At 74.2% G+C, this 25732-nt stretch carries 23 protein-coding genes; 14 read left to right on the forward strand and 9 right to left on the reverse strand.

Translation table 11 applies throughout. The features are described 5' to 3' along the window. Nucleotides 1-43 precede the first annotated feature (43 nt). Together JOE68_RS27370 and JOE68_RS27375 are read left to right on the forward strand one after the other, a co-directional pair. Nucleotides 44-1999 (forward strand): WD40 repeat domain-containing serine/threonine protein kinase, encoded by a 1956-nt coding sequence (locus JOE68_RS27370; RefSeq protein ID WP_204845259.1) that lies wholly within the window; start codon nucleotides 44-46, stop codon nucleotides 1997-1999. A gap of 293 nt (nucleotides 2000-2292) precedes the next feature. Next, nucleotides 2293-5166, forward strand: coding sequence for a hypothetical protein (locus JOE68_RS27375; RefSeq protein ID WP_204845260.1), 2874 nt, complete (start codon nucleotides 2293-2295; stop codon nucleotides 5164-5166). A 57-nt stretch (nucleotides 5167-5223) separates the two neighbouring features. Here JOE68_RS27375 and JOE68_RS31995 read toward each other — a convergent pair whose 3' ends face one another. The 5 genes from JOE68_RS31995 to JOE68_RS27400 all read right to left on the reverse strand — a co-directional run bounded on the left by JOE68_RS31995 (nucleotide 5224) and on the right by JOE68_RS27400 (nucleotide 9446). Beyond that, a complete protein-coding gene (locus JOE68_RS31995) occupies nucleotides 5224-5847 on the reverse strand; it encodes a methyltransferase family protein (protein ID WP_204845261.1) in 624 nt (207 codons plus the stop codon). Between the two features lie 108 nt (nucleotides 5848-5955). Next, nucleotides 5956-7221 (reverse strand): MAB_1171c family putative transporter, encoded by a 1266-nt coding sequence (locus tag JOE68_RS27385; protein WP_204845262.1) that lies wholly within the window; start codon nucleotides 7219-7221, stop codon nucleotides 5956-5958. A 23-nt stretch (nucleotides 7222-7244) separates the two neighbouring features. Beyond that, entirely contained in the window at nucleotides 7245-7772 is a 528-nt protein-coding gene (locus tag JOE68_RS27390; RefSeq protein WP_204845263.1) for a hypothetical protein, read from the reverse strand. 52 nt (nucleotides 7773-7824) lie between these two features. Continuing rightward, nucleotides 7825-8610: a hypothetical protein gene (locus JOE68_RS27395; RefSeq protein ID WP_204845264.1), complete on the reverse strand. Its 786-nt coding sequence runs from the start codon at nucleotides 8608-8610 to the stop codon at nucleotides 7825-7827. Between the two features lie 458 nt (nucleotides 8611-9068). Continuing rightward, a complete protein-coding gene (locus tag JOE68_RS27400; RefSeq protein WP_204845265.1) occupies nucleotides 9069-9446 on the reverse strand; it encodes a hypothetical protein in 378 nt (125 codons plus the stop codon). A gap of 301 nt (nucleotides 9447-9747) precedes the next feature. Between JOE68_RS27400 and JOE68_RS27405 the strand changes: the two genes are divergently transcribed. Together JOE68_RS27405 and JOE68_RS27410 are read left to right on the forward strand one after the other, a co-directional pair. Further along, a complete protein-coding gene (locus JOE68_RS27405; RefSeq protein WP_204845266.1) occupies nucleotides 9748-10086 on the forward strand; it encodes a hypothetical protein in 339 nt (112 codons plus the stop codon). 45 nt (nucleotides 10087-10131) lie between these two features. Next, the gene (locus JOE68_RS27410) at nucleotides 10132-11028 is read left to right on the forward strand and encodes an AraC family transcriptional regulator (RefSeq protein WP_204845267.1); all 897 of its coding nucleotides are present in this window, start codon (nucleotides 10132-10134) and stop codon (nucleotides 11026-11028) included. A gap of 81 nt (nucleotides 11029-11109) precedes the next feature. On the opposite strand, the gene JOE68_RS27415 is transcribed toward JOE68_RS27410, so the two are convergent. After that, nucleotides 11110-11520: a peptidase inhibitor family I36 protein gene (locus tag JOE68_RS27415; protein WP_204845268.1), complete on the reverse strand. Its 411-nt coding sequence runs from the start codon at nucleotides 11518-11520 to the stop codon at nucleotides 11110-11112. 387 nt (nucleotides 11521-11907) lie between these two features. Here JOE68_RS27415 and JOE68_RS27420 point away from each other — a divergent pair, with 387 nt between their 5' ends. From JOE68_RS27420 to JOE68_RS27440, 5 genes are all read left to right on the forward strand, one after another. Then, nucleotides 11908-13191 carry an ATP-grasp domain-containing protein gene (locus tag JOE68_RS27420; RefSeq protein ID WP_204845269.1) on the forward strand — a complete coding sequence of 428 codons (1284 nt, stop codon included), beginning with the start codon at nucleotides 11908-11910 and terminating at the stop codon, nucleotides 13189-13191. Between the two features lie 18 nt (nucleotides 13192-13209). After that, nucleotides 13210-14484 (forward strand): 3-dehydroquinate synthase family protein, encoded by a 1275-nt coding sequence (locus tag JOE68_RS27425; protein WP_204845270.1) that lies wholly within the window; start codon nucleotides 13210-13212, stop codon nucleotides 14482-14484. Continuing rightward, complete coding sequence (locus tag JOE68_RS27430; RefSeq protein WP_239562369.1) at nucleotides 14484-15248, forward strand: O-methyltransferase; 765 nt, start codon at nucleotides 14484-14486, stop codon at nucleotides 15246-15248. The genes JOE68_RS27425 and JOE68_RS27430 overlap by 1 nt, the downstream gene beginning before the upstream one ends. 158 nt (nucleotides 15249-15406) lie before the next feature. Next, nucleotides 15407-16294 carry a hypothetical protein gene (locus JOE68_RS27435; protein WP_204845271.1) on the forward strand — a complete coding sequence of 296 codons (888 nt, stop codon included), beginning with the start codon at nucleotides 15407-15409 and terminating at the stop codon, nucleotides 16292-16294. 237 nt (nucleotides 16295-16531) lie between these two features. Continuing rightward, on the forward strand, nucleotides 16532-16969 hold the full coding sequence (locus tag JOE68_RS27440) for a hypothetical protein (RefSeq protein WP_204845272.1): 438 nt from the start codon (nucleotides 16532-16534) through the stop codon (nucleotides 16967-16969). Nucleotides 16970-17023: 54 nt separating this feature from the next. Here the strand turns inward: JOE68_RS27440 and JOE68_RS27445 are convergent, their stop codons facing one another. After that, complete coding sequence (locus tag JOE68_RS27445) at nucleotides 17024-17875, reverse strand: ATP-grasp domain-containing protein (protein ID WP_204845273.1); 852 nt, start codon at nucleotides 17873-17875, stop codon at nucleotides 17024-17026. Nucleotides 17876-18292: 417 nt separating this feature from the next. Here JOE68_RS27445 and JOE68_RS27450 point away from each other — a divergent pair, with 417 nt between their 5' ends. Beyond that, nucleotides 18293-19714 (forward strand): HEAT repeat domain-containing protein, encoded by a 1422-nt coding sequence (locus JOE68_RS27450; protein ID WP_204845274.1) that lies wholly within the window; start codon nucleotides 18293-18295, stop codon nucleotides 19712-19714. Nucleotides 19715-19856: 142 nt separating this feature from the next. Here the strand turns inward: JOE68_RS27450 and JOE68_RS27455 are convergent, their stop codons facing one another. Beyond that, nucleotides 19857-20561, reverse strand: coding sequence for a hypothetical protein (locus JOE68_RS27455; protein ID WP_204845275.1), 705 nt, complete (start codon nucleotides 20559-20561; stop codon nucleotides 19857-19859). A gap of 271 nt (nucleotides 20562-20832) precedes the next feature. Between JOE68_RS27455 and JOE68_RS27460 the strand changes: the two genes are divergently transcribed. Both JOE68_RS27460 and JOE68_RS27465 read left to right on the forward strand, forming a co-directional pair. Further along, complete coding sequence (locus JOE68_RS27460) at nucleotides 20833-21123, forward strand: DUF6301 family protein (RefSeq protein ID WP_204845276.1); 291 nt, start codon at nucleotides 20833-20835, stop codon at nucleotides 21121-21123. Nucleotides 21124-21125: 2 nt separating this feature from the next. After that, complete coding sequence (locus JOE68_RS27465; protein WP_204845277.1) at nucleotides 21126-21605, forward strand: TY-Chap domain-containing protein; 480 nt, start codon at nucleotides 21126-21128, stop codon at nucleotides 21603-21605. 47 nt (nucleotides 21606-21652) lie between these two features. On the opposite strand, the gene JOE68_RS27470 is transcribed toward JOE68_RS27465, so the two are convergent. After that, nucleotides 21653-22756 carry a serine hydrolase domain-containing protein gene (locus JOE68_RS27470; RefSeq protein WP_204845278.1) on the reverse strand — a complete coding sequence of 368 codons (1104 nt, stop codon included), beginning with the start codon at nucleotides 22754-22756 and terminating at the stop codon, nucleotides 21653-21655. Between the two features lie 233 nt (nucleotides 22757-22989). On the opposite strand from JOE68_RS27470, the gene JOE68_RS27475 reads away from it, so the two are divergent. After that, nucleotides 22990-23787, forward strand: coding sequence for a polysaccharide lyase family 7 protein (locus JOE68_RS27475; RefSeq protein WP_204845279.1), 798 nt, complete (start codon nucleotides 22990-22992; stop codon nucleotides 23785-23787). A 154-nt stretch (nucleotides 23788-23941) separates the two neighbouring features. Further along, nucleotides 23942-25723, forward strand: a complete 1782-nt coding sequence (locus JOE68_RS27480; RefSeq protein WP_239562370.1) for a serine/threonine-protein kinase — start codon at nucleotides 23942-23944, stop codon at nucleotides 25721-25723. Nucleotides 25724-25732: the final 9 nt, after the last annotated feature.

The raw sequence follows: 25732 nt of genomic DNA on the forward strand, positions 1-25732 counted from the left end.
ACCACGAGTTCAGCGCACGAGCACGTCGTCGGAGGAGGTGGTCATGAAGCCGCTGGGGAGTTCGGACCCGGCACGGGTCGGGCCGTACCGGGTGGTGGCGGAGCTGGGGAGGGGCGGCCTGGGCCGGGTGCTGCTCGGCGTCGGCCCGGACGACCGGCTGGTCGCGGTCAAGCTGGTCCGGGCGGAGTTCGCCGAGGACTACGGGTTCCGGGCGCGGTTCCGCCGTGAGGTGGAGGCATCCCGCCGGGTGTCGGGCGCGCACACCGCCGCGGTGGTCGACGCGGACGCGGACGCGCCGATCCCCTGGGTGGCATCGGAGTTCGTGCGCGGTGTCCCGCTGCGCGAGGCGGTCGACGCCGCGGGCGCGCTGCCGGAGGAGGCCGTGCTGCACCTGGCCGCCGGGATGGCCGCCGCGCTGGTGGAGGTGCACGCCGCAGGGCTGGCGCATCGGGACCTGAAGCCGTCCGACGTGCTGCTCACCGCCGACGGCGTGCGGGTGGTCGACTTCGGGATCGCGCGAGCCACCGACAGCGGGACCACCCACGTCGGGTGGTCGGCCGATTCGCCCGGGGCCACGTCCCCCGAGCAGGCGCAGGGCCGACCCGCGGCCCCGGCCGGCGACGTGTTCTCGCTGGGCTGCGTGCTCATCTTGGCGAGCACAGGCGCCGGGCCGTCCACACCGCGCGCCTTCCACGACGTGGTTCACGCCGAACCCGACCTCAGCGGCGTGCCCGCGGTGGTGCGGGGGCTCGTCGAAGGGTGCCTGGCCGGGGACCCCGCCGCACGGCCGTCACCCGCCCACCTGCTGGCCGAACTCTCGCCGCACGTCGACGCGTCCCCGGCGCCGTGGCCGTCCGAGGTGCGGGAGCTGATCGCCCGGCAGGACGCCGAGGTGGGCGAACTCGTGGGCACGGCGGAGGAACAGGCGGTCGAACCCGGTGGTGCGGCCTCCTCCGAGCCGGACCGCCGGCTCGTCCGGCGTGTGGCGGTCGCCGGCCTCGTCGTGGTCGTCGGCGTCCTGGCGTGGACGTTCCGGCCGGCGCGGGAAACCCCGAGCGCCACGTCGGAGGCAGGCTCGGCGGGGCAGGGCGGTGTGGTGTTGACGCCGGTCGCCGAACTGGCCGGGCACGCCGACACCGTCACCAGCGTGGCGTTCAGCCCGGACGGGCGATCGCTGGCGACGGCGTCCGGGGACCGGACCGTCCGGCTCTGGGACCTCGCCGACCACCAGCTGGTCGGCCGGCCCTTCGAGGCGACGCCGGTGTCCGCGCTGGCGTTCAGCCCGGACGGGCGCACCCTGGTCACCGGTGGCGCGCTGGGCACGCGGCTGTGGGACGTGGCCAGTCGCCAACAGCTCGGTGAGGCGCTGCTCCCGGTCGGCGGCTTCATGTCGAAGCCCGTGCTGGACGTCGCATTCAGCCCGGACGGGAAGGTGGTCGCGGACGGCGGCATGATCTCCGGCACGCGACTGTGGGATGCGGGGAGCCACCGGCAGATCGGCGAAACCCTGCCCGAGAAGTCCGTTTTCGCCCTCGCGTTCAGCCCCGATGGCCGCACCCTGGCCAGCGGTGGCATGGACGGCGCGTGGCTGTGGGACACAGGGACCCGGCAGCGGGTCGGGGAGCCGATCACGCAGCAGGGCATCGTGTTCGCGCTGGCGTTCAGCCCGGACGGCCGCACCCTGGCCACGGCCGGCGATCCCGTGGCCAACGCGGTGCGGTTGTGGGACGTCGCCACCCGACAGCAGATCGGTGAGCCCTTCGCGGAGGGTGTGTCCGGCCTGGCGTTCAGCCCGGACGGCCGTCACCTGGCGACGGTGGGCGGCAGCGCCGGCGGGCCGGAAGTGGTGCGGCTGTGGGACACGGCCACCCGGCAGCAGGTCGCCGAGGCTCCGGGCGAAGGGGCGCTCAGCGTGGCGTTCAGCCCGGACGGCCGCCACGTGGCCGCACCGAGCAACGACAACCTCGCCCGACTGTGGAGCCTGACGGGCGGGGGCTGATGACATCGGACCCGTCCGCCACCGTGCCGACCTCGCCGCGTCGCCCCGGTCCACCCCACGAACGGCGCCCCGCCGGCACCACGCACTGGCACCCGGTGGGACGCAGCCCACCGGCATGGCGCCGGATGCCGGTTCCGGACACGGGTGGCAGCGGGCGCCAGGGCCGTGTTGTGCGGCACTTGCGCCGGACAAGGTGTTGGTGGGACACGGCTTCCGTTCCTCGGCGACGCTGTTCTGCCGTGGTGCGGGGAAGAGGGGGGCGTTGCCGGTGACTTGTCGCGGGAGTCGGGGGCATGGGGATCCAGACGCGGGACCAGGGCGCGCTGCGCGACACGATCACGGTGTTGTCGGGGCTGGGCACCCGGCTGTCGGACGCCTTCGCCGCGGGCCTGGCCGACCTCGTGGAACCACCGCCCGCACCGGGGGACCCGCCCCTCGGCCACCCCGTCACCGGGGCCGAGATCGCCGAGTTCCGCGCCGCGTGCGAACGCGAACTGGCCACCACGACCCGCGCGCTGGACGTCGAGCTGGCCCGCACCACCCTGCTGGACTGCCTGTGCCTGGCCGTGCTGTTCGGGCAGGGGGACGACGGCGTGCAGCTGGGCACGGCCAACCCGTTCACCCACGAGATGGAGTTCCTGGCCTCCTGCCAACCGCGGGTCGGCTCGCCGGACCCGTTCAGCCGCGGCAACCTCAAGGCCGCGCTGCGCGCGCTCGTCCTGGCCCGGCGGCACGACGTGCTGGACGGCCAGTTGGCGCTGACCGACGGCTGGACCGACGGCGGGGGCGCCCTGGTCGCGCCGGGCGAGTGGTGGCAGGCGCACGACCAACTGGCCTGGGCCTGGCGGTCCGAGCACGGCGCGTTCCCGACCCGCTACGACTGGCAGTACTCGCTGCGCCTGGCCCGGTGGATCCGGGACCGCGGCGGCGACCACCCGGACCTGACCGTCCTGCTGCGGGCGCACATGTTCGTGCTGTCCAGCTGGGGGGACCTGCTCCGGGAGTTCCACGGCACGGTCACCGACCCCGCGCTGCGCACCCTGCTGCGCGAGCGCACCCTGCTGCACCTGCCTGCCGACCTCACCCTGCCCGAGGCGACGGCGAACGACCTGGCCTCGGCCGGGAGCAGGCTCCTGGTGCCCTGGTCGCTGCTGACCGGAGCGCTGGCGGAACCGCAGCGGCGGGAGGCCGACCGGTGGCGCGCGTTGCTCGCCGCGGACCCGGCGGCGCTGGGCCGCAACACCGCCCGCAGGCACGTGTTCGACTCGCCGCTGGCCACCACCCCGCTGATCGAGGTCGGGGACCTGGTGCTGTTCAGCCTGCCGCACCTGGTCAGCTCGGACCTCTCCCGGCTGGTCGAGCGGGTCTTCGCCCGGCTGCCCGACCTGCTGTACCACCGGGCCCGCGGCGAGGTGGTGGAGCAGGCCGCGCTGGACCACCTGGCCGGCGTGTTCCCCGGCGCCCGGGTGCTGCGCGGCGGCAAGTACCCCGGCACGCGGCCCGGCGAGCTGATCGAGGTGGACGGCGTCCTGGTGTGGCGGGACGTGGTGCTGGTGGTGGAGGGCAAGGGCGGGTACCTGAGCACGCGGTCCCGGCACGGCGACCCGGAAGCCGCCGCCACCGAGCTGCGGCGCACCGTCGGCGACGGGTTCTTCCAGGTGGCCCGGCTGGTCCGCGCGCTGGACCGGGACGGCCGCGTCGCGCTGACCGGTGGGCGCGGCGAGTCGCTGACGCTGGAGCGCAGGGCGGTCCGCCGGGTCTACGCCGTGGTGCCGACCGCGGACACCTTCGACCCGCTGTCCACCGTGCTCGGCCTGCTGTGGCGGCGGCAGGTGCTGCCGGACGGGGCGCTCCCGGTGATCCTGCCCGTGCCGGAACTGCACCTGCTCACCGATCTGCTGCCCACCCCGCCGGAGCTGCTGGCCTACCTCGAATACCGGGAGGAGCTGCTGGCCACGCCGCAGCTGCGGACCGGCGGTGAACTCGAACTGCTGGCCACGTTCACCGCGACGATGGACGTCGTCGGCGCGTTCCGCGAGCTGGACGTGCCCAGCGGGACGCTCGGCACCGACCACCAGGAGAAGTACCTCGACCCGTGGCTGCAGGACTCCTTCCACGCCTGGCTCAACGGCCTCCCGCCGGTCCCGCCCCCGCGGCGGCACGTCCGGGCGCACCGCGCGAAGATCGAGCGGTTCCTGGCCGCCACGCGCGACACCGCGTCGGCCGTCGTCCTGCACCAGCTCACCGGGGCCCAGCTCGGCGTGGCCGAGTTGCACGCCGGGCGCGTGCCGCGGCTGCGCCGCGGCACGCTGTCCCCGCACAGCGCGGGCGAACTGGGCATCGTGGTGTCCAGCCCGCTCGACCCGATCGACGTGGTGCGCGCGGTGCGACCGGTGCGCGAGCTGCGCGCCCGCAGCCGGTGGGTCGTGCACCTGACGCCGGGGGTGGACGGGGCCGAGTTCCGGCTCGCCGAACGGGGCGGTGCGCACGTCTTCGGCTGCGACGCGCCCGCGTCGCTGGCCCGGGAGTCCCGGCTGGGCGCGCTGGCGGACTGGTTCGACCGGGCCGCGGCGCGGCGGCACGGCACGCACCGGCCGATGACCGCGGCCGACCGGGAGGACGTCGACGCCCTCGTCCGGGCCGGGGCGCCGCGGACCATGGCCCTGGGCCTCACCCGGCTGGGCCTGACCGCGGCCGTGCTCGACCTGGTCGACCACGACCCGGGACTCGGCCTCACCCGGGCCGCCGACTTCTACCTCACCCACGTCCGCCGAGCGGCCGACTCGCTCGACGTGGCAACGGCCGACCTGGCCCTGCCCACGTCCGCCGCGCGCGACGTGCTGCGGCTGGTGATCGGCGGCCGGGTCCACCCGCGGGACGCGGCGGCGCTGGTCGAGCGGGCCGTCAGGAACCCCGCGGAGCCCCCGGAGTCGCTGGCCCGGTCGGCGGGCCTGCTCACCGACCGGGACGGCGCCCGCCTGGCCGAAGCCCTCCGAGCCGCGCTGGACGCCCTGGACCTGGCACCCGAGCGGATCCGGCTCAGCCGGGGCAGGGAACGCCGCCGCACCCGCGACCGCCTGCTCGGCGCGATCCGCCGCGAGCACCCCGACCTCGACCCGCGCGCCGCCGCCGAGCACGTCGAACGGCTGTGGGAACCGCCCGGGTGATCGGGGAAGGCCCGTGGTCACGGCCCCGGTGGCGCCGTGCCTGCGAGGTGGCCGCCTTCAGCGAGGCGGGCGGACCGCGTCGCGGCGCAGCCGTCCGATCCCCGGGAGGAATCGCCCGACCCGGCGTGCGTAGGCGAGGTAGTCGGCGCCGTGCAGGCTGATGAGGTGCGGCTCCTCCACCTGGCGCACCAGGACCGACACGGTGGCGTACAACAGCAGCAGCCCGCCGAAGGACACGACGTTGGGCACCGCGAAGGACAGGCCGAGGCCGGTGAGCAGCATCGAGCTGAAGATCGGGTTCCGCACCACGCCGAACGGGCCGGTGGTGACCAGGTCGGTGCGTTCGGCGGCGTCCACGCCGATGCGCCAGGAAGGTCCCATGGACAGCTGGGCGTACAACGTGGCGGCAACGCCGGCCAAGGCGGTGACCGCGCCGAGGGCGCGCAGCGGCAGCTGGTCGAGCGGGTCGATCCGGGGCAGGACGCCGAGCAGGTCCAGCACCGGGTTGGTCAACCCGACCAGGCCGATCACCCCGAAAGCCGCTTCGCCTCCCCACTGCACGGGGCCGGAGATCCGCATGCCCGAGTCCCGCCCGCCCGTGCGCCGCCGCATGGCGGTGATCGGCACGCCGAAGGCGAGGGCCAGCCAGAGCACGTACGTCCCCAGGGCTACGAGGGTCACCCGGCGCCTCCCTGGGAAGACGCGGGCCTGGGACGGGGATCGGGGTTCGGGAGAGGGTGCATCTCAGGTCTTTCGTCCGGGGAGCGCGGGTGGTGTGGTCGAGCGGCGTCAGGGGAGGTCGGCGCCGGTGACGGCCGGTCGGAGGTGCGGTCGGGCCACCGAGTCGACCAAGGGGGACCGGTAGGCGGCGGCCAAGCGGGTCAGTTGGGAGACCTCGGCGACGTAGACGGCCTCGGTGACCCCGGTGGCGATGGAGTCGGTCTCCTCGGGCACGGCGATCGGGGAGGTGGACCACGGTTTCGTCGCCACCAGCACCCTGATCTGACAGGCCAGGACCAGGTCCTCCAGGCGGGACCCGGCCAGGCCGGCGGCGCGGCCCAGGCGTTCGGCGTCCCGGGCCACCGCGGGGCTGTGGTAGGGGCGTATCACGGCCAGCCAGTCGTGGATCTCCATGACCTGGCGGATGACCCGCCACCGCACGCTGAACCTCTCCTGGCGGGCCACGGTCTGCACCGCGCTCGGGTTGACGGGGTGCAGGGCCGCCCACAGCGGCTTGAGCAGCAGGTGGGCGCGCAGTTCCCAGAGGTACGCGCGGACCCGGCCGGGGACGCGGGCCAGGGGCTGCCCGTACGCCGGCAGCAGCAGGCCGATCAGGAAGCCCAGCAGGCCGACTTGCGCCGACAGCACCGACAACGGCAGCGCGAGCGCGTCGATGTCCAGGCCGAACCACCGGGCGGCCATGGCGAGGAACCGGGCCGCGGAAAAGCCCATCGCGCACACAGCGGACACCGCCACGGTGCGAAGCCCGCGCCGCAGCCACGGGTGTGCCGCGACATGGCTCGAACGCGACCAGTTCAGGCACAGGCGGGCCACGCCCAGGTGCACGACCCCGTAGGTGATGAGGTACAGGCTGCTGTACGCGGCCACAGCGGGCTGCAAAGCGTAGTACGACTCGAAGTCCACGGGGCGCTCATCGGGCACGTCGCCGGCCGCGAACAGCCCGATGAGGACGACCCCGACCGCGGCCAGCGTCCAGAGCCTCCAGCGCACCCGGGGTCGTCCTTCCCGGCTGCCCGCCGACCACAGCAGGAGGAGGACCTGCACCGAGGCGGCCAGCGCGATGATCCCCAGGTGCACGATCGGCGCGGCCAGGTTGGGGACGCCCGACACCCGGTTGATCCGGACCACGACGGGCGGCGCCGCCAACCCCGCAGTCAATCCCCCCAACGCCGTCACCACCGCGATGGTCAGGCGCACCGGGCGCATTCCCCTGGACCGCGGGTCCGAGGAGGCGCGCAGCGCCTGGCAGACCTTGACGGCGCTGATGGCGAACGCCGTCCCGGCGAAGGTGTAGGCGATCACGTGCTGCGACATGGCTTCCCCCCGAATCCCGAGCCCTACTCCAGCGAACCCGCTATCCGGCGCAGCTCCGCCGGAGCCGTGGCGGGCAGCGGTTCCCTGCCGCGCGTCGCGGACCACGCGAACAGCGCTTTGTGCAGCGTCGTGGCCAGTCGTTCCGCGTCGTGCTCCTCCTGCTCGGTGAAGTCGGTCCGCCCGGCGATCAAGCGCTCGGCCTGGGGGGTGAGGTAGCCGAACAGCCGAGGGCCCTCACTCGTGTCCACGACGGCCTCGTGCTTCAGCAGCCGGTGGGCGATCTCGTGCAGCAGGACGCCCAGGCGGTAGGTCCAGCTCGGTCCGGGCGAGACCGCGATGGCGATGGGGCCCGCGTCGTCCTGGGAGACCCAGGTGCAGCCACTGAGCCCCATCGGCCTGACGTCGATGAAGGCCAGCTTGACCGGTCGCTTCTCCCAGTCGCTGAGCACCTCGCACAGCCGGTGGCACAGCTGTTCCGTCGTCATCGGGCGCGTCGCCCCGAGGGCCTCGACCAGCCTGGCCGCGATCTTCTTGCGCTCGCTGTGTCTCATGGGGGCGGTCTGCGATCCCTCTCGTGCTCTCCAGACTGCTTCTTCCACGTCGTCAGGGGCTTCCCGGGTCGGCCGCGGCGGGTCCCGGGCCGTCCCGGTCCGGGTCCTCGTCGCGGTTGTCCACGGCGAGCAGCCGCTCGACCTGGTCGGCCTTCTCCGGGAAGAACGCGCGGGTCATCCGGGCTATGACCGAGCCCACCACCTGCGGGTCGACCTGCCGGGCCCGGTCGCCCGCGAAGCTGCGCGCCACGACGGCCCGCACGTCGAGCTCCAGCACCGTGGAGATCCTGATGGCCGTGGCCTCCGCGTCCGCCCGGCGGGCGTAGTCGTCGTCGAAGAAGTACCACGGCTCCACGCCGAACACGGCGGCGATCACCAGCACCTGCCGCAGGCTCGGGTTGTCGTTGTCCCCCTTGCAGAGGTCGGCCAGCGTCGGCGCGGACAGCGTCCACCCCCGGCCGGGCAGGGCGGCCGTGCACTCGGGGACCCGGCTCACGATCTCCCGGATGCTGTACGGGTTCCCGCCGGCCGGGCGGATCGACTCGAACAACCGGCGGAGCCTGGCGGTGAAGCCGTCGGAGGTCACCGACCCGTGCGCGCGGTCGCGGCGGCCCCCGACGAACCACGCGGGGTGCACGCCGAGCACCTGCCCCAGGGCGTGCAGCAGCTTGTAGTTGGGGTTGTCCTTCTTGCCCGACCTCAGCGCCGACAGGTACTGGGGCGTGACCTGGTGGCCCGCTTCCGCCAGCGCGGCGGTGAGGTCGGCGGTGCTGGTGCCGCGCTCCCGGCAGAGTTCGTCGAGGAGTCGCCAGAACCTGAGGTGATCGGTGTCGCTCATGGCCTCCTCTCCCCGGGTCGGGCGCTTCGACACCCTGCTTCTCGTTGCTCCGCAACGGTTAGCAACCAGTTTTTAGCACAGGGCGTCTTGCTGAACAGAACTGGTTGACGACCCGTCGGGTAGGCCGCTATTCTCTACGGAGTGTAACGGACCTGTCGCACATCGGTGGCGGGTTCCGTGCCGGTCGGGCCGGGGTCCCGACCCGCTGTCGTGGTTCCGGCGAGGGGGAGTGCGAGCAGGGCATCCGGAGATCGACCATTCGAGGGGTGTGGTCGATCGCCCCGGACTGCGCTGCCGCGATGGGCGATGGACGGGGGGTCGTGTCGGCGCTGTCCTCCGGGTGCCACCGCTCGGCGGTGCCCGGGGTCGTCGTGACGTCGACGTCACGACGCCGTCGCCCACCCCGGTTCGTGCCGGGTTCCGGGGAGCCTCCTCCCCGGAACCCGGCACGAGCGGTGTCACCGCAGGGTCGTCAGTGTCACGGTGAGTTTGCGGATCCCGGCGGAGCCGGGGCAGCTCACCGTTATGGGCGAGCCGTACCGCGCCGGGTCGCTGTGCACCATGCTCCCGTCGCCGCACTGCGCACTGACGCTGAAGTACCCGGCGGCCCCACCGTTGCCGTAGCACCTCACCGACGCCAACGCGCGCTCGCCGTAGGCGTAGGTGAAGAAGCAGATCGCGGCCCTCGCCTCGACCCTGCCCGAGCTGGACAGGTCCGGGGTGAGCGGAATCGTGATCTCCTCCCGGATCTCGCTCGCCGCCGCGGTCGTGGACCAGCCTGCCAGCGCTCCGAGCGCCAGCAGCGCGGCCATCACCAGACGAACCGATTTCGACATGTCTCTCCCGTCGTGTCGCGGGGAACGGGTGGGGCGCGGTCACGCCCACCCGTGACGGAACACCCGACGACGACCGGATCACGCTGCCGCCCCGCGAATACGCAACCGTGGAAAAAGCGGCTGGACGCACCAGCGGGGTGGTGACGACGCCCCACCGCCGCGCCGCGAACAGCCGTACGCTGATCCCGGCGCCGGCCCGATCGGCGGAGGTCGCCCGGCCGCCGGTCGGCGGCACGCCGGCCGAGGCGCGGACTCGAGCCGGCGTGGAGCGTGGACGGGGGTTCCCGGAGTGGTGGTGGTGATGCCCGACCTGCGTCGAGCCGACGGCCCGGACGAGTGCCGGCTCCTGCGCGACGTCGTGGGTGGGTGGCGCCCGGCCCTGCGCCGCCGCGGCCCGGCCGGAGCCGGGGCCGAGGTCGAGGTGGAGATCGACCAGGACGTCCTGCTCGTCGCCGGCGCCGAGGGCCGGGTGTGGCACCTGTACTTCGCGTTGGCCGGCTCCGCCGACTTCTTCGCCGAAGCGCTGACCAGGGCGCCGTTCGACACCTTCGTCTTCACGAATGACGCCGGCTACTTCGAGCTCCACGTTCCCCGGGAACGCGTGCCGGAACACGTCCTCGACGAAGCGGGAAGCGCTTGACCCGGTGCGGCCGGGTGGCCGCCGCGCCGGGTGGGAAGGGGTGCGATGAGGGAGATCGGGGGGCCGTCGACCGGCTACGACGGCGATTTCTGGAGGAGCCGGGTGCCGGACCGCCGCTTGGCGCGCTGGGTCAGCTTCTACTTCGCCTACCGCCGGACGACCGAGGTGCCGCAGCGGCGCAGCCTGGCCGCGCTGAACTCGGTCGTGCTGGTCATCGACCTGGACACGCCGGTCCGGCGCCGGGTGGTGGGGTCCGCGCCGGCCGTGGACTCGCCGGTCACCGGGTTGTCGGACCGGCCGACGGTCTACGAGATCGGGGGCCGGGAGCACGCGGTCGTCGTGGAGCTCACCCCGTTGGGGGCGCGGGCACTGTTCGCCGTGCCGCCGCGGGAGCTTGCGAACACCAGCGTGGCGTTCGGCGACCTCCTCGGCGCTCGCGCGCGCCGCCTCGCGGAGGAGCTGTCGGGCGCCCGGGACTGGGATCACCGCTTCCGGATCCTGGACCACAGGTTGGCGACCTGGATCGCGGACGGCCCGGGACTCGCCGTGCCGTTCGACGCCGGCTGGCGGAGCCTGACCGCGGCGACCGGGAACCTCGGGGTCCACGACCTGGCGCGGCGCTCGGGCCTGAGCCGGCAGCGCCTGAGCACCGGCTTCCACCGGGAGGTCGGCCTGCCGCCGAAGACGGTCGGGAGGATCGCCCGGTGCCACCGGGCGATCCGGCTCCTGACCGGCCCGGACCCGTTGCCGCTCTCAACCGTCGCCCAGCTGTGCGGGTACGCCGACCAAGCGCACCTCAACCGGGACTTCCGCCTGCTGGTCGGGTGCTCCCCGACCACGCTGCTCCGCCCCGGCAACGCCCGGACCGACCTCTTCCTCGGCAACCTGCTCAGGCTGCGCCCTCCGGCGGACGGCGCCCGGCCGGGGCCCGGGGCACGGTAGGGCCGCACCGCGCGTCGGGCCGCGCCGCGGGAACGGCCTGGCCGGTCGACCCGGCCAGGCCACCACCCCCCTCGGCGACCGCTACCGGCACACGTCGCCTTCGACGTTGCCTGCCAGTCCGATCGCGTCAGCGCGGTCGTTCGCGTTGGGCACGACGTTGCCCTGGAAGCCCGGCCGGTACGTGCCGAGGTGGATCCAGCACTCCCGGTCCCGGTCCCAGTCGTACAGCCGGCCCGTCCACGGGCTCCTGTTCCAGACCGACGTCGCCTTGTCGCCCCTGCCCTCGTTCCCGATGTTGGTGAAGTTCGCCGCGGTGCCGCGCAGCAGCGTTCCCCCGTTCACGTGCCAGAACACGCAGAACAGCCCGGCCTGGCACTCGTCCCACGACCGGACGGAGACCTCGGCGCGGGCGGCGCCGGTCTGGACCGCGACCCCCAGCAGGGCGGAGACCGCGAGAGCGGCCCCGATCCTTCGAACCCCGGTTGCGAACATGGTCGTTCTCCCCTCGACAGATCCGTGTGAAGGCTGCTCGCGGGCACCGGTGCCGCCAAGCGGGTCCCCGCCTGCCGTGGTGACCGCGAACCGCGAGGTCGAAGCTATCGGCGGGCCGTGGCCGAGTCTTGGAAAAATGTCGCCCGCGATCACCCGTTGAACGCCCCCGACGCGCCCGTCGAGGGACGACCCGGCCAGTGCCCGCCATGACCGGGGACGAAACAACTCCGCCCGGATGCCGCGCACCGACGCCAGACACCGAACACCTTGTCGCTGCGTCACCACCACCCTCGGTCACCAGGACACGTACGGGTGATTCGGTCGGTGCGGCGGTTGTCGGAAACCGCTCGGGGCAGCCCCGGAACCACAGGTCTGAGAGGTGGTCCGGTGACGTCGTTCCTGCCCGGCGTGCGCGGTGTCGCGCTGCTGACCGCGCTGGTCGTCACGGCTCCGGTGACGGTTCTGGTGTGCGGTGTGGCGCACCTGCTGGCACCGCGCCGGCCTTGCGGCGCCCGCACGACGGTGCTGATCACCACCACCCACATGACCAAGAGCCTCCTGCTGGCCAGGAAGTTCCACGAGGCGGGCCACCGCGTGGTGGCCGTGTCGACACCCCGGCACAGGTGGGGCCCGTTGCGGTTCTCCCGCGCCTGCTGCGCGTTCCACCCGGTCGCCGACCCCGCCCTGGACCCCGTCGGCTACGTCCGGGACCTCGTCGCGGTGATCCGGGCCGAGGGCGTGGACACGGTCGTGCCGGTCATCGACGAACCCGGTCTCTCGCAACCGACCTCCGACGCCGTGCCCGTGCTGGCCGGGTTCTGCTCGGTGCTGGCCAACGAGCCCGGCGTGCACCGCCGGCTCAACGACAAGGCGGGTTTCGCCGAGCTGGTGCTGGACGCGGGGCTGCCCGGCCCGGAGACGCGGCGGATCACCGACGTGCGGCAGGTGCGCGACGCCGACTTCGCGGGCCGCCAGTACGTGCTCAAGCCGCCCGAGTGGACGTCGATGGCGTCCGACCACCGCGTGGTCGTGGTGTCCGACCCGGCGGCCCCACCGGCCGACCTGCCGATCGGGCCGGACCGGCCGTGGGTGCTGCAACGGCGTGTCACCGGCCGCGAGTACTGCGCTCACACGACGTGCCGCAGTGGGCGGATCACCGCGTACACGTGCTCGGAGTCCTCGGCGCTCCAGCTCAACTACCGCCACGTCGAGGTGCCCGCGATCTGGCGGTGGGTGCGCGACTTCGTCGCCGCGCACCGGCTGGAAGGCCAGGTGTCGTTCGACTTCATCCTCGGCGACGACGGCGTGCCCTACGCCATCGAGTGCAACCCGCGGCCCCACTCGGCACTGGTGGCGTTCCACGACAGCCCGGACCTGGCCGCGGCCTACCTCGACCCCGCCCACGACGGCGTCGCCCGCCCGCTGCCCGGCTCGCCGGCGGTGCACTGGCTGGGCGCGGAACTGGGCCGGCTGCGGCAGGTGCTGCGTCGGCGGGAACTGCGGGCGTGGCTGCGCGGGCTCGTGCGCGGCAAGGACAGCGTGTTCGACTGGCGCGACCCCTTGCCGTTCCTGGTGATGCACCACGTGCAGTTCCCCGTGCTCGTGCTGCGCGCGCTGGCCGCGCGCAAGCGGTGGGAGCGCGTCAACTGGGCCACCGGAAAGCTCGTATGACACCGAAAGGGACATCCGATGACGGACTCGCTGGACAACGGCAAGTACGCCACCTCCGCCCACTACACCGGGTCGGGGCACATCCGGTGCGGCCCCGGTGGGCGGTCGTTCACCGTGGACGCGACCTTCGGCCTGCGCAGCGAGGTGCGGCTGGTGAACCGGGTGTTCGACCCCGCGACCCCCGACCTGGCCGAGGTGTACCGGCCCGCGGGGCGGTGTGTGGCCATCGTGGACGCCACCGTGGACCACCTGCACGGCAACGCCCTGCGGGAGTACTTCACCGCGCACGGCATCCCACTGGTGACGATGGTGTGCCGGGCGCTGGAGGCGGACAAGACCCTCGACACCGTGTGCCGCATGACCGCGTTCCTGGGCAGCGACGGGTGCGACGTCGCCCGCGGCGAACCGGTGCTGGTCGTCGGCGGCGGCGTGCTCACCGACACGGCCGGCCTGGCGTGCGCCCTGCTCAACCGGCGCACCCCGTACGTCATGGTGGGCACCAGCATCGTCTCGGCGGTCGACGCGGGCCCGTCCCCGCGCACGTGCGTCAACGGCACCCTGATGAAGAACGCCCTGGGCGCCTACCACCCGCCGGTGCTCACCCTGGTGGACCGGGCCCTGTTCAGCACCCTGGCGCCCGAGCACCTGCGGCACGGCGCGGCCGAGATCGTGAAGATGGCGGCCGTCGACGACGAGGCGCTGTTCACCCTGCTCCAGCGGCACGGCCGCGCGCTGCTGGACACCCGGTTCGCCACCACCGGCGACGACCCGGACCTGGCGGCCGTCGCCGACGAGGTGCTGTTCCGCTCCCTCCACGCCTACATGCGGCACGAGGGCACCAACATGTTCGAGACGCGGCAGGACCGCCCGCACGCCTACGGCCACACCTGGAGCGCGAAGTTCGAGCCGGTCGCGGGGCTGCTGCACGGTCACGCGGTGGCGGTGGAGATGGCGCTCACCGCGACGCTGGCGACCCTGGTGGGCTGGTTGGACGAGGACGGCCGCGACGCGCTGGTGGCGGTGTGCCGCGACCTGGGCCTGGCCGTGCACCACCCGGTGATCGAGGACCTGGCGCTGATGAAGGTCGCGCAGGACACCATGCGGCGCAAGCGCGGCGGCTCGGCGCTGTGGGCGGTGGTCCCGCGCGGCGGCCTGGGCAAGTGCGACTACCTGGACGACGTCGAGGACGCGCTGCTGGCCGAGGCGGTGGACCGGCACCGGGCGCACTGCGACCGGTTCCCCGACGGCGGGAGCGGGCTGGGCATGTACCTGCGCGACGCGAGGTGGACGTGATGCGACCGGTGACCCCGCTGGCGATCCTGGCCCACGAGTTGGAGCTGCTCGACCGGCGGCAGCCGTCCGCGCGCCTGGACCGGGCCCGCGCGCTGGCCTCGCGGCTCGACGACTACCTCTCGGCGATGACCGTGCCGGAGTCCGACCGGCTCGCGGCGGTGAACCGGCGGACCCTCGGGCACCCGTGGGCCCGCCCCGGGGGCGCGGTGGCGACCCTGGAGCCGGAGATGCTGTCCGGCCACGTCGAGGGGCAGCTGCTCAGGTTCCTGGTCGCGGTGTCCGGCGCCCGCCGGGTGCTGGAGATCGGCACGTTCACCGGCTACTCGGCGCTGGCGATGGCGGAGTCGCTGCCCGCCGACGGCCGCCTGGTCACCTGCGAGGCGGATCCGGGCGCGGCGGCGATCGCCCGCGACGCGTTCGCCGGCTGCGACCGGATCACCCTGGAGGAAGGTCCCGCCCTGGCGACGCTGGAACGGCTCGCCGACGCGGGCGAGGTGTTCGACTTCGCCTTCGTGGACGCCGACAAGACCCAGTACTGGGACTACCTCGACCTGGCCCACCGCCGCGGGCTGTTCGCCCCCGGAGCCGTGGTGGTGGTGGACAACACCCTGTACCAGGGCGAGGTCTACCTGGACCCGGCGCACCGGTCGCCGCGGGGCGAGGCCGTCGCCGGGTTCAACGCGCGGGTGGCCGCGCACCCCGCGTTCGAGCAGGTGCTGCTGCCGCTGCGCGACGGGGTCACCCTGATCCGGGTCCTGACCTGACCGGTCCCCCGCGAGGCGGGCTCCCGACCGGGCGCGGCCCCCGCGGCACGGCGGGCCGGTGCGCGGCCCCGCCGCCGAGCTGGGACGATGTGGCGGGCAGCCCGCACGGTCCGGGCTCGCCACCACCGCACCACGACAGACTGGCAGGGACTGACACCGTGGCATTGCCCTACGGACCCGATGACGACCACGCGGCGAACCGGTTCGTCAACCTCGCGCTGCGCAACCGCGACGCCGAGGAGTGGCGGCTGCTGGCCTCCGACGCCTACGTCGAGCAGACCGACCGGGTGCTGCAGGGGATGCTGGACCGGATCGCGGCGGACCGCGCGCACCGCGGCGCCGAGCGGGAGGCGGCCCGGGCGCGGCTGGCCGAGGGGGAGATCACCCGGGTCGAGTACGAGCGCGCGGTCGCCGAGAGCGGCGAGCGGGCCAGGAAGACCTCGCACTTCGAGGCGCTGGTGCGGGAACGCCACCGGCTGATCGCGGCGCAGGTGCGCCGGCTGCGCGGCGAGGACGTCCGCGACGAGCTGATGAGCCTGGTGGTCGCCCTGGGCGAGGCGATCGGCGCCCACCGGGCCGCCGTGCTCGGCGGTGGCGGCGGGGCCACCGCGGCCGACCGGGCGCTGTGGGAGCGGCTGACGGCCCTCGACGTGCCCGGCCCGACCGGTCGCACGTCGTTGGAGGCGCTGGTCGGGCAGCGCTCGGCGCAGCAGGACGGGCACGGGCGGGTGCTCGCGGGGATCGTCCTGGACCTGGCCGGCGACGCGCCGTCCGTCGCGCGCGCCGACCTGCTGGACGTGTGGAAGAAGGAGGTCGCGCGGACGCTGACGGCCGAGGAGCGGGCGGAGTTCGCCGCCAGGGGCAAGGGCTCGCTGGTGACCGACAAGCTCCGCAAGGCGATGGGCCTGCTGGAGCGCCGCGGCCTGGTCGCCCGCTCCGGCCCGCAGGGCGACCAGCGCGTCGACCTCCTCGACCGCGCCGGCCTGGTGGCCCTGGCCGAGGCCCCGGAGCGGCCGGCCGACGGGGAGCACCCGGCCGACGGGTGAGGCGCGGTCGGCGGGTCGGGTGCGGTCGGCGGGCGGGGCGCGGTCGGCGGGTCGGGTGCGGCCGGTTCCGGCGCGGCGCCGGGGGCGCGCACCGCCGTGATCACGGCCGAGGCGTCGCTTCGAGCCGCCGAACCGGGCGGGCGCCCGCTGCGCGTGCTCCTCGAACACGGCCGATTCGTCCTTCCGGGTCTGCCCGGCACAACGCGCCGCGCCGACCATGGAGCGGAGGAGGCCCTGATGCACCAGTACTGGCGGCCGGGGTGGCCGCGCCACCGGATCGCGCAGGCGGTCGTCGCGGTGGCGGTCGCGGTGGGTGTTTCGCTGCCCTGGGACCGCCACTCGTTCACCGCCCGGGTCGCGGCGAACGAGTGGTGCTGGCTGGTCCTGTGCGCGGCGGCCTTCGGCTGCGGCTCGATCGTCCACCACCTGTCCGCGAAGCGCGTGCTCACCGCCATGGCGGCGGTGAGCCTGGTGCTGTTCTCGCTGCTCTCCGGTCCCGCGTGGTGGACGGTCGCGGGGTGGGTGCTCGTGCTGTGGCTGTCCATCGCGTGCCCTAGGGAGCACCGGCTGGACGAGATCATCGCGCCGGACCACGGCACGGTCCGACCGACGGCCGCGGAGCTGATGGCCCACTGGCGGGGAAAGCGGGAGCCGGGGTCGGAACGGCGGAGCTGAGGGGGCGCAGGGCCGCACGACGACGCCGGCTGCCCTCGGTGCTCGCGCACCCGGTCACCCGCCCGGTCCCAGCAGCGCGGCGATCAGCTCGTCGGCCGCGACGGTGCCCGGTCGGTCGCTGACCTGCCCGTCGCCGAGTTCGACCAGCCGCCAGGAGCCGTCCTCGCGGCGGGCGAAGTCGGCGGTGGCGAAAGCCAGCCCGAGACCGGCGATCAGGGGCGCGGCGGCGAGGTCGGGCACCTCGCCCGGCTCGTCGCGCGGGGTGTCCGGGTGCGCCCCGACCAGCCGGCAGTCGCCGTCGACCCACCACGTGCGGACCTCGGCGGAGACGAAGGTCTCGAAGCGGCGCAGCACGAACCCGCCGACCAGGTCCTCGCCCCGCAGCTCGCGGAACCGGCGCGCCACGGCCCAGGCCGCGTCGGCGTCGGCCAGGTCCGGGACGAACATCGCCTCGTGCCACCGGTGCTTGAGGGACTTGGTGTGGTCGCGCAGCACGGCCGGGCCGGCGCCGAGCTCCTGGCGCGCGGCGTCGAAGGCCGCGCGGTCGACGCCGGTGGTCCACACCGACCGGGGCGTCAGGGCGGCCAGCCGGTCGTACCAGCCGGGCAGCTCGTGGGCCCGCCGGTAGCGCTCGGCGTCGGTGCGCAGCTCGACCCCCCGCCGGCGCAGCGCCGCGTCGAACGCCCGGTACTGCTCGCCGCGCAGCATCCAGCCGCGGTAGATCGCCGCACCGCCGCCGGTCACGCGCCGCACCGCCCGGTCGGCGTCCAGGCCCCGGGACAGCGCGTCGTGGTCCACCAGCGCCACCGACATGCCCGCGGCGCGGGCGGCCCGCGCCTCCGCGGCGAAGTGCTCGTCGGCACGGTGGGGGTGCAGCACGTCGGAGGGGACCAGCAGCCACGTCATGAGCCGGATCGTGCCGCACCGGACCTCCCGGGCACCACGCGTTTCCACCGCCGCGACCACGGCCGAATCCGACACCGGCCGCTGCCCGCGGCGAACGGGACGAGCGTCCAGCCGGTCCGGTACTCGGGGACACGTGCGTCGCACGCCCCGCGGCCGCTACGACCAGTGGTGCGGCGTGATGTCCACCGGCATCGGCGGTGGAAAACCGTGTGCGCGCGGCTGTGCCGGTTGGGAGCATGGGCGGCCGTGGGCGTCATCGGTCTGTTCAGGCGACTGCGTGGGCGCTACGACCGCAACTCGGTCGCGGTGCCCCTTCCGGACGCCCCGGCAGCGGAAGTTCCCGACCCGGGGCGGCTTGAGCGCGCTGTCGCCGGTGCGGCCGGCGGGAAGTTCGATGCCGCTGACGACCTCGCGTCGATGCTGCTCGTGGTGGGTCGTCACGGCGGGGCCGACCTGATCGCGCACGCGGCACGGGTGCTGGCTGCGGCGGACCCGCGGATGTGGCTCACGGTGGACCTCTCCGCCCGGCGCGGCCCGTGGAACGCTGCCCGGTGGACCGGCGCCGCGGCCCGCCTCCTCGCCGCCGGCCGCGCCGGACCGCTGGAAGTGCTGCTCGCCGCCTGCCACCCGGACGGTTTCGTCCGGGAAGCGGCCGTGGCCGTGCTCGGTGAGCGCGACGACGCCACCGCGCTGCCCGTGCTGGCGCTGCGGGCGGCGGACTGGGTCCCCGAGGTCCGCGACCGGGCCCGCCGGGAGTGCGGGCGGCGGCTCGACCGCGCGCCGGCCGAGGCGGTCGCCCTCCTGTCACCGGTCGCGCTCGCCGTGAGTGCCCGGCACGAGGGCCGTTGGCTGGCCGACGCCCTGGCCGACGTGCTCCGCGACGGTCCGCCCACGGCCCTGGCCGCCGCCTTGGCGGCCGAAGACCGGCGCACCAGGCGACTTGCGCACGCCGTCGGCCTGGACACCGGTCGGCTCGATGCCGACCGCGTGCTCCGCGCGGCGAGGACCGATCCCGACCTGCCGATCCGCAGGATGTGCGCGCAGGCGGCCATCCGCGCGGCGAAGGCCGGCGGCGACCACGACGTGCTCCGCCGACTGCTCGCAAGCGGGACGGCCTCGGTCCGCGCCGACGCCGTCCGCGCACTGGCGGGCGCAGGTGGAGCCGTCGCCACCGAGGCGCTGGCCGACCGCAGCGCGCTGGTGCGCGCGGCCGCGCAAGCCGCCGTGCTCCGCGCCGGCACGGACCCGGCCACGCGGTACCGGGCGCTGCCGGCAGACCAGCGGCCACCCCGGCCCTCGGTGATCGCCGGCCTCGGTGAGACCGGAAACCGCTCCGACACCGACCCGCTCCGCCTGTGGTTGGCTCACCCCTCGTCACGCGGCCGCGCCGAAGCGGTCCGCGCGCTGCGACGCCTCGGCGACACCTCCGCGCAGCCGCTCCTGCCCCTGCTCACCGATCCGGTGCCCTCGGTGACCCGGCAGGTCCTGCTCTCCCTGCTCCGGCAGCCGGGCACCGTCGCCGAGCACTCCCTGCGTCCGCTGCTGCGCCGAGCACATCCGCCACACGTCCAGCGGGCGGCTTACCGCCTCCTGCGCGCACAGGGCACCCGGACCAGGATCGGCGTCGACCTGGAACTGGCCGACGAACCCGGACACCCCTTGCACGCCGATGCCCTGGCCGACCTCGCCGACTGGCCGGCCCACGACGCCGCGACCGCGTACTCCACCCCCGCGGGATCACACGCGGCCGAGTTGTCCGCGCTGATCACGCGGGCGGAGAGCGCCCTCGGGCCCGGCCGGGCCCGCCTTCTGCGTTTCCACCTCGGACTGACGACCTGACGGGCGCCGGAACCGCCCGCCGCGCGCACGGCGCCCGCGCACGTAGTGGCGCACCGCTACGAGGACCGTCGGCGGGTGTGCCGCCACCCCGGAGCCACCGGCAGGTCGCCGCACCCCCGTTCGGGCGGAGTGGTCGGACTGGTCACAGGCGCGGGAGGTAGGCGGCGACCTCGGCGACGGCGTCGAGGCTGTCGTGGTCGAACCGGCCGCCCGGGGCGTTCTCGGCCTCGGCGACGGTGACGGCGGCGCCGTCGCGGTCGCTGCCGTAGCGCAACCCGGTGAACTCGACGTGGCCCAGCTCCGGCAACGCCCCGCCGAGCGGGGTGATGTCCCCGCTGCCGTGGACCTCCATGAGGTTCTCGAACTCCCGGGCGTCGCGAGTGCTGCCCAGACCGATCCAGGCCACCGACACCACCGCGGTGTTGCCGGAGTCGTCGGCCACCGCGAACAGCACCCGTTCCAGGTGGGTGCAGCGGTGGGTGGTGAAGAACTGCCGCACCTGCCCGAACGAGGCCGCCACGCACTCGGTCTGCTGCTTGGCGCTGCGCTTGACCTGCCGCAGGCCCATCCGCTGCCACGCGCCGTCGGGGCCCTCGCGGCGCGCCGCCTTCTGCCCCTCGCTCTTGCGGGCGCGCAACTGCCCCGGCGAACCGCCCAACCGCACCGAGCCCGCCCCGGCCTCGGCTGCCGTCCCGGCGGACCCCGCCCCGGCCCCGGCCGTTCCCACTGCTCCACCGGAGGCGAAGATGCCCAGCGCGGCCACCCCGGCCACCACCGCCCCGACACCGCCCTTCTTGCCGCTGATCGGTCTGACCCGCCCTTGGCCGTCGGTGAAGAACTCCGGCATGCGCCACCCCTTGACGTGTTCACCCGACCGGTCCTGTGACCGATCGTGCGCTCAGCGTAGCGACAGGGACCGACAGATGGTCGTATGCGACAAGCAAGCCCTGGTCAGGGTGTGCCGACGCTGCACCCGCACCACACCACGGCAGCCACCCCCGCAAACGCGGCGCCGCGCCTCGCCACCGACGCCAGTCGTGCGACGACCTGGTTCGAGCGCGAACCCGTCCCGGGCCGGGATCACTCCGGGGCGGAATCGCGCCGCGGTAAAATGCGCCGTGCGGTGGAAGGCGATGGCCCCGGCCGAGGTGTGGGAGGTCATCGACTTCCGGGTCGGTGTGCCGTGGCCGGTGTCGCGGGCCTTCCTGGGGGACCTCTTCACGCCGGCGGTGCGCGAGGGGGCGGCCCGGTGGGGGCGGCCGGTCCTCCGGCGGCCTCCCGATCAGACCAGTGCGACCCGGGGCCTGCCCGGCGGTTGCCGGGCCTCCGTGGCCTTAGGATCGAAGTCGGTGGTGGCCTGCTTCCTCACCCCGCAGCAGGACGAGGCCGACCGGGAAGAGGGGTGCTGAAGGTGTCCGGGTGGACGGAGTTCGGCGGGCGTCTCACCAAGGCGCTGCGGAACGTGACCGACCGGGTTTTCCTGGTCGTCTTCCTGCAGGCGGACCGGAAGGTGTACGTGCAGTTCGCCGGCGGTCAGGACGAGCTGCACGCGCAGGCGGCGGGGCCCGAGGTGGTCCCGTGGGCGGAGTCCGGCGGCATGGCCGCGGCGGGGTGGGTCGCGCCGTCGGGCATCGACCCGCCGAACTGGTCCTTCTCGCTGCCCCTGCCTGCGTCGACCGCCGAGTACGCCGCGCTGGCGGAGCGCTGCGTGGTGGCGTTGCGGGACGCCTACGGGCTCTCGGGGTCGGACGGGTTGGTGTACAAGGCTTGGCGCGACGGGGAGTACCCGTTGGCGGGGGAGTCGTGGTCGCCCGAGCGGATGGCGGCGCGGGACAGGGGCGAGGACCCGGTGGTGATGCCCTGGTTGGGGCTCCCGACTGCCCGGGGGTAGCGGATCCGTCCCCGGCCGGCCCCCGGCCCGTGCCGGTGGTCGCCGCTCTAACGGCAGAACGCCGCCACGCCCACGGCGACGACCGCTGCGGCGGGCGGGTCCTGTTCGTAGGGGTTCAGCGACAGGACCAACGACCTGCCCTGCCCGTCGGTCAGGGCGAAGGTCAGGTAGCCGATCAGCTGGCCGGTGTGCCCCCACACCGGCTTGGGCCCGTCGGCGCAGGGGAGGGTGAACTCCTGCAGCCCCAGCCCGTAGCGGAACAGCGGGTCGGCCGAGGTCATCCGCCGCATCTCCGCCAGGCTCGCCCGGCTCGTCAGCCGGCCCCCGATCAGGGCCGTGACGAACGTCGCCAGGTCCCGGGTGGTGGAGACCATCTCGCCGGCTGCCCAGTCCAGGGAGGGGTCCATCCTCGTGGCGTCCACGATCGTCGGTGGTTGCGTCGGCAGCGGCTCGTAGCCACGGGCGTGGGGAGCGGGCAGGGACGCGCGGTGGCCGGGCACGGTGGTGTGCCTCAGGTCGAGCGGGCGCAGGATCCTCCGCTTCACCTCCTCGCCGTACGGTCGGCCGGTCAGCTTCTCGATGAGCAGCCCGGCCACGATGTAGTTGGTGTTCGAGTAACGCCAAGGCTCGCCCGGCTCGTCGTCCCGGTCCGCGGTGAACGCGACATCGAGCAGTTGCTCCGGCGTGTAGTCGTCGAAGCGCGCTTCGCCGCGCCAGCGGTTGGTGGAGTGGCCGGGGTGGCTCATGTAGTCGTGCAGGAGGCTGGTGTGCTGCAGGACCTGCCGGACGGTGATGCGCTCGCCGCCGGGTACGACCCCCGGCAGGTGTCGCTCGATCCGGTCGTCCAGGGCCAGCCGTCCGTCGTCGACCAGTTGCAGGAGCACTGTGGCCACGAACGTCTTGGTGACGCTGCCGATCCGGAAGTGCCCGTCGGCATCGGCCGGTTTCCGCGTGATCAGGTCTCTCACGCCCACCGCGCCCGACCAGTGGTCCTCGCCGTCCTGGACGCGGATCAACCCGGCCGTGATGTGGCGGTCCTCCACCAGGCCGATCAGCCGGTCGCGCAGCCCCGCCGCGGGTATGTCCGATGTGGACGGTGCGGCGACGGGGCCGATGGCGAGGGCGGCGGACAGGATCGTGTTCAGGAGCATGGCCACGACGCTATGCCCGGCCGGTTCGGCGAACCATGAGGACGACCACGTGATCGACCTGTGGAAAACCACACCGTCGGTGCGGGCGGCAAGGCGAGGACCGCTGTCCGCCGAACACGAGCACGGCCCGCGTGCTCCTCGGCCGCCCGCGGCGGGGGACCGGTCCCGGAGCGGCCGAGTAGCGTCCCCGTCGCATATGCGCTGTGGGCGGCGAGCGGGAAGCGGGGAAGCGCATGGAATTGCGGAGGTTGACGGTGTGCGCCGCCGTCGTGGCGTTATCCCTCGGGGTGGCGCCGTGGCCGGTGGCGTCCGCGGCGGTCCGCCGTGCGCCGGACCGGGAAAGCGCGCCCGGGTGCTTCCACCCCGGGCGGGTATTGGACCTGCGGAACTGGAAGATCACGCTGCCGGTGGACGACCCGCGTCGACCCGGCGCGCAGCCCCTGGAAGTGGAACAGCCCCTGCTGCGCCGCTACGCGCTGCCGCCGTGGTTCGTCGCGAACCGTTCCTGTGACGGCGTCCGGTTCCGCAACGCCGTCACCGGGGTGCACACGCCGAACAGCAGGTACGGCAGGTCCGAGTTGCACGAGATGGCCGATCACGGCGCCGGCGGGATCAGCTGGTCGCCCGTTTCCGGGAAGCACACCATGGTCATCGACCAGTCGATCGACCACTTGCCCAACGACAAGCCGCACGTGGTGGCGGGCCAGATCCACGACAGCAGCGACGACGTCACCGTCTTCCGGCTGGAGGGCAGGGAGCTGTACCTGACCGACGGGGACGACACCCACTACAAGATGATCACCGACGACTACGTGCCGGGCACCCGTTTCCAGGCGAAGTTCGAGGTGGCGGGCGGCCGGATCAGCGCCTACTACAACGGGGTGCTGCAGGCCACGCTCCCGGCGACGTTCGAGGGCGCCTACTTCAAGGCCGGGGCGTACACGCAGGCCAACTGCTCCAATTCCACGCCGTGCGACGAGTCCAACTACGGCCAGGTGACCATCTACCGGGTCACCGTGACCCACAGCTGAGCCGCCGTGCAAGGCGCGCGGTAATCAATGCCACGTCAGTTGGAATGGAATCCGCATCAGGGCGGAAAGGGTGAGCGCGCCGGAATGGGTGGCCGCCGCGAACTCCGCACCGCGTTTCCCGATTCCCGATCGACCTCTGGCCGTACCGGGCGAAATGGCTACACTGCGACATGTGCGGACGGGAGATGTGGTCGACGGGCGCTATGAGCTCGGAGACGTCCGCGGTTCGGGGGCCGGTGGCGTCGTCTGGACCGCCTTCGACCGGAAGCTGAAACGAACGGTGGCGCTGAAAAGGCCGCACGCGGTGGCCAGCCAGGCCGACCGGCTGCGGTTCCGGCGGGAGGCGGAGACCGCGGCGCGGGTGCAGCACCCGAACGCGATCTCGGTCTTCGACACCGTGGACGGCGACGACTGCTGGCTGGTGATGGAGTACTCGCCGGCGGACGGCCTGGACGGGGTGCTGGCGGCCGGCGGTCCGCTGACGCCGGAGCGGGCCGCCCGCGTCGGTGTGCAGGTCGCCGCCGCGCTGGCCGCCGTGCACGCGCACCGGATCGTGCACTGCGACGTCAAGCCGGGCAACGTCCTGGTCACCGCCGACGGCTGCGCGAAGCTGACCGACTTCGGCATCTCCGTCTGGCACGAGGTGACCCGGACCGAGGACGGGGCCTTCTGCGGCACGCCCGGGTACACCGCGCCCGAGGTCGTGGCCGGCCGGCCGGCCACCGAGGCGTCGGACGTGTTCTCGTTGGGCGCCACGCTGTTCGCCGCGGTGGAGGGCTTCCCGCCGGCCGGCGCCGGTGGTCCCGGCGAGGCGCCGGCACGCGAAGGCGGGCAGCGGGAGGTCGCGCCGGCGCGGCGCGCCGGTCCGCTCGCGCCGCTGCTGCGCGAGATGCTGGACCCGTGCCCGGCCAGGCGGCCGACCGCGGACGAGGCGCGGCGGCGGCTCGGGGAGTTCGTCGGCGAGTGGGAGCCGCCGTCGTGGCCCGCGGCGGCCACGCCCGACCGCGGACCGCTGTGGCGCCGCCCGCGGTGCCGGGCGGCGGCCGTGGCGCTGACCCTCGCGGTCACGGCCGCGGTCGTCGTCGTGGCGGCCTCGCGTTCGCAAGCCGACGTGTTCGGCGCGGAGCTCGTCGGCGACGAGCGCACCGCCGACCCGTGCGCGCTGCTCGACCGGGCCGCGCTGGCGCCGATGGGCGCGACCCGGCTGCACACCGCGAAGGGCAACTTCAACCGCTGCGACGTCGTGGTCGACGTCGCAGCCGGGAAGGAGCTGGACGTCGAGGTCCAGCTGCTCCTGCGCAAGCGGCACCCCGTGCAGGGGCAGCCGTTCGAGGACGAGGACCCGCCCGCGAACAGCCGGGACGAGTGCCACCGCGTCGTGATGCTGGGCGAGGAGTACGGCATCCAGGTGGCGGCGAAGATGCGCGATCCCGGCGTGGACCTGTGCGCCGTCGCCGACACCGGGCTGGACACCGTCAAGCGGGTGCTCCGCCGGGGTGCGCTGCAGCGCCGGGGCACGGCGCCGCCGCCCGACTCGCTGGCCCACGTGGACGCCTGCGGCCTGCTCGACCGCGCCGAGCCCGCCGCCCTCCCCCCGGCGGACGCCGCCGGCCGGGCGAGGGGGTTCGGCGACTGGTCGTGCAAGTGGTACAGCACAGCCGACCGGGTCGGCATCCACCTCCGGTACGACCAGCACGCCGCGATGTCCCCGATCCGGGGCGACCCGGTCCGGCTGGGCGACCACGAAGCCTACGTCGAGCCCGACCCCGCGCGCGCCGAGTGCAAGGTCACCGTGCGCCACCGCCCGCGCAACCCCTCGCCGCGCCCCACGATCGACCTGGTGGTGCTCAGCGCGCGGGGCGACCGGCCCGGCGGCGACCACTGCGCGACGGCCTCCCGCCTGGCGGTCGTGGCCGCCGATGGGCTGCCCCGCTGATCGGGAGGG

This window comes from Saccharothrix algeriensis (assembly GCF_016907655.1).
GTDB lineage: Bacteria > Actinomycetota > Actinomycetes > Mycobacteriales > Pseudonocardiaceae > Actinosynnema > Actinosynnema algeriense.

Bases quoted from the DNA above. Each gene is read 5' to 3' on its own strand.
- JOE68_RS27370 (WP_204845259.1), top strand. From the start codon at position 44: ATGAAGCCGCTGGGGAGTTCGGACCCGGCACGGGTCGGGCCGTACCGG.
- JOE68_RS27375 (WP_204845260.1), top strand. From the start codon at position 2,293: ATGGGGATCCAGACGCGGGACCAGGGCGCGCTGCGCGACACGATCACG.
- JOE68_RS27385 (WP_204845262.1), bottom strand. From the start codon at position 7,221: ATGTCGCAGCACGTGATCGCCTACACCTTCGCCGGGACGGCGTTCGCC.
- JOE68_RS27390 (WP_204845263.1), bottom strand. From the start codon at position 7,772: ATGAGACACAGCGAGCGCAAGAAGATCGCGGCCAGGCTGGTCGAGGCC.
- JOE68_RS27395 (WP_204845264.1), bottom strand. From the start codon at position 8,610: ATGAGCGACACCGATCACCTCAGGTTCTGGCGACTCCTCGACGAACTC.
- JOE68_RS27400 (WP_204845265.1), bottom strand. From the start codon at position 9,446: ATGTCGAAATCGGTTCGTCTGGTGATGGCCGCGCTGCTGGCGCTCGGA.
- JOE68_RS27405 (WP_204845266.1), top strand. From the start codon at position 9,748: ATGCCCGACCTGCGTCGAGCCGACGGCCCGGACGAGTGCCGGCTCCTG.
- JOE68_RS27410 (WP_204845267.1), top strand. From the start codon at position 10,132: ATGAGGGAGATCGGGGGGCCGTCGACCGGCTACGACGGCGATTTCTGG.
- JOE68_RS27415 (WP_204845268.1), bottom strand. From the start codon at position 11,520: ATGTTCGCAACCGGGGTTCGAAGGATCGGGGCCGCTCTCGCGGTCTCC.
- JOE68_RS27425 (WP_204845270.1), top strand. From the start codon at position 13,210: ATGACGGACTCGCTGGACAACGGCAAGTACGCCACCTCCGCCCACTAC.
- JOE68_RS27430 (WP_239562369.1), top strand. From the start codon at position 14,484: ATGCGACCGGTGACCCCGCTGGCGATCCTGGCCCACGAGTTGGAGCTG.
- JOE68_RS27440 (WP_204845272.1), top strand. From the start codon at position 16,532: ATGCACCAGTACTGGCGGCCGGGGTGGCCGCGCCACCGGATCGCGCAG.
- JOE68_RS27445 (WP_204845273.1), bottom strand. From the start codon at position 17,875: ATGACGTGGCTGCTGGTCCCCTCCGACGTGCTGCACCCCCACCGTGCC.
- JOE68_RS27450 (WP_204845274.1), top strand. From the start codon at position 18,293: ATGCTGCTCGTGGTGGGTCGTCACGGCGGGGCCGACCTGATCGCGCAC.
- JOE68_RS27455 (WP_204845275.1), bottom strand. From the start codon at position 20,561: ATGCCGGAGTTCTTCACCGACGGCCAAGGGCGGGTCAGACCGATCAGC.
- JOE68_RS27470 (WP_204845278.1), bottom strand. From the start codon at position 22,756: ATGCTCCTGAACACGATCCTGTCCGCCGCCCTCGCCATCGGCCCCGTC.
- JOE68_RS27475 (WP_204845279.1), top strand. From the start codon at position 22,990: ATGGAATTGCGGAGGTTGACGGTGTGCGCCGCCGTCGTGGCGTTATCC.
- JOE68_RS27480 (WP_239562370.1), top strand. From the start codon at position 23,942: ATGGCTACACTGCGACATGTGCGGACGGGAGATGTGGTCGACGGGCGC.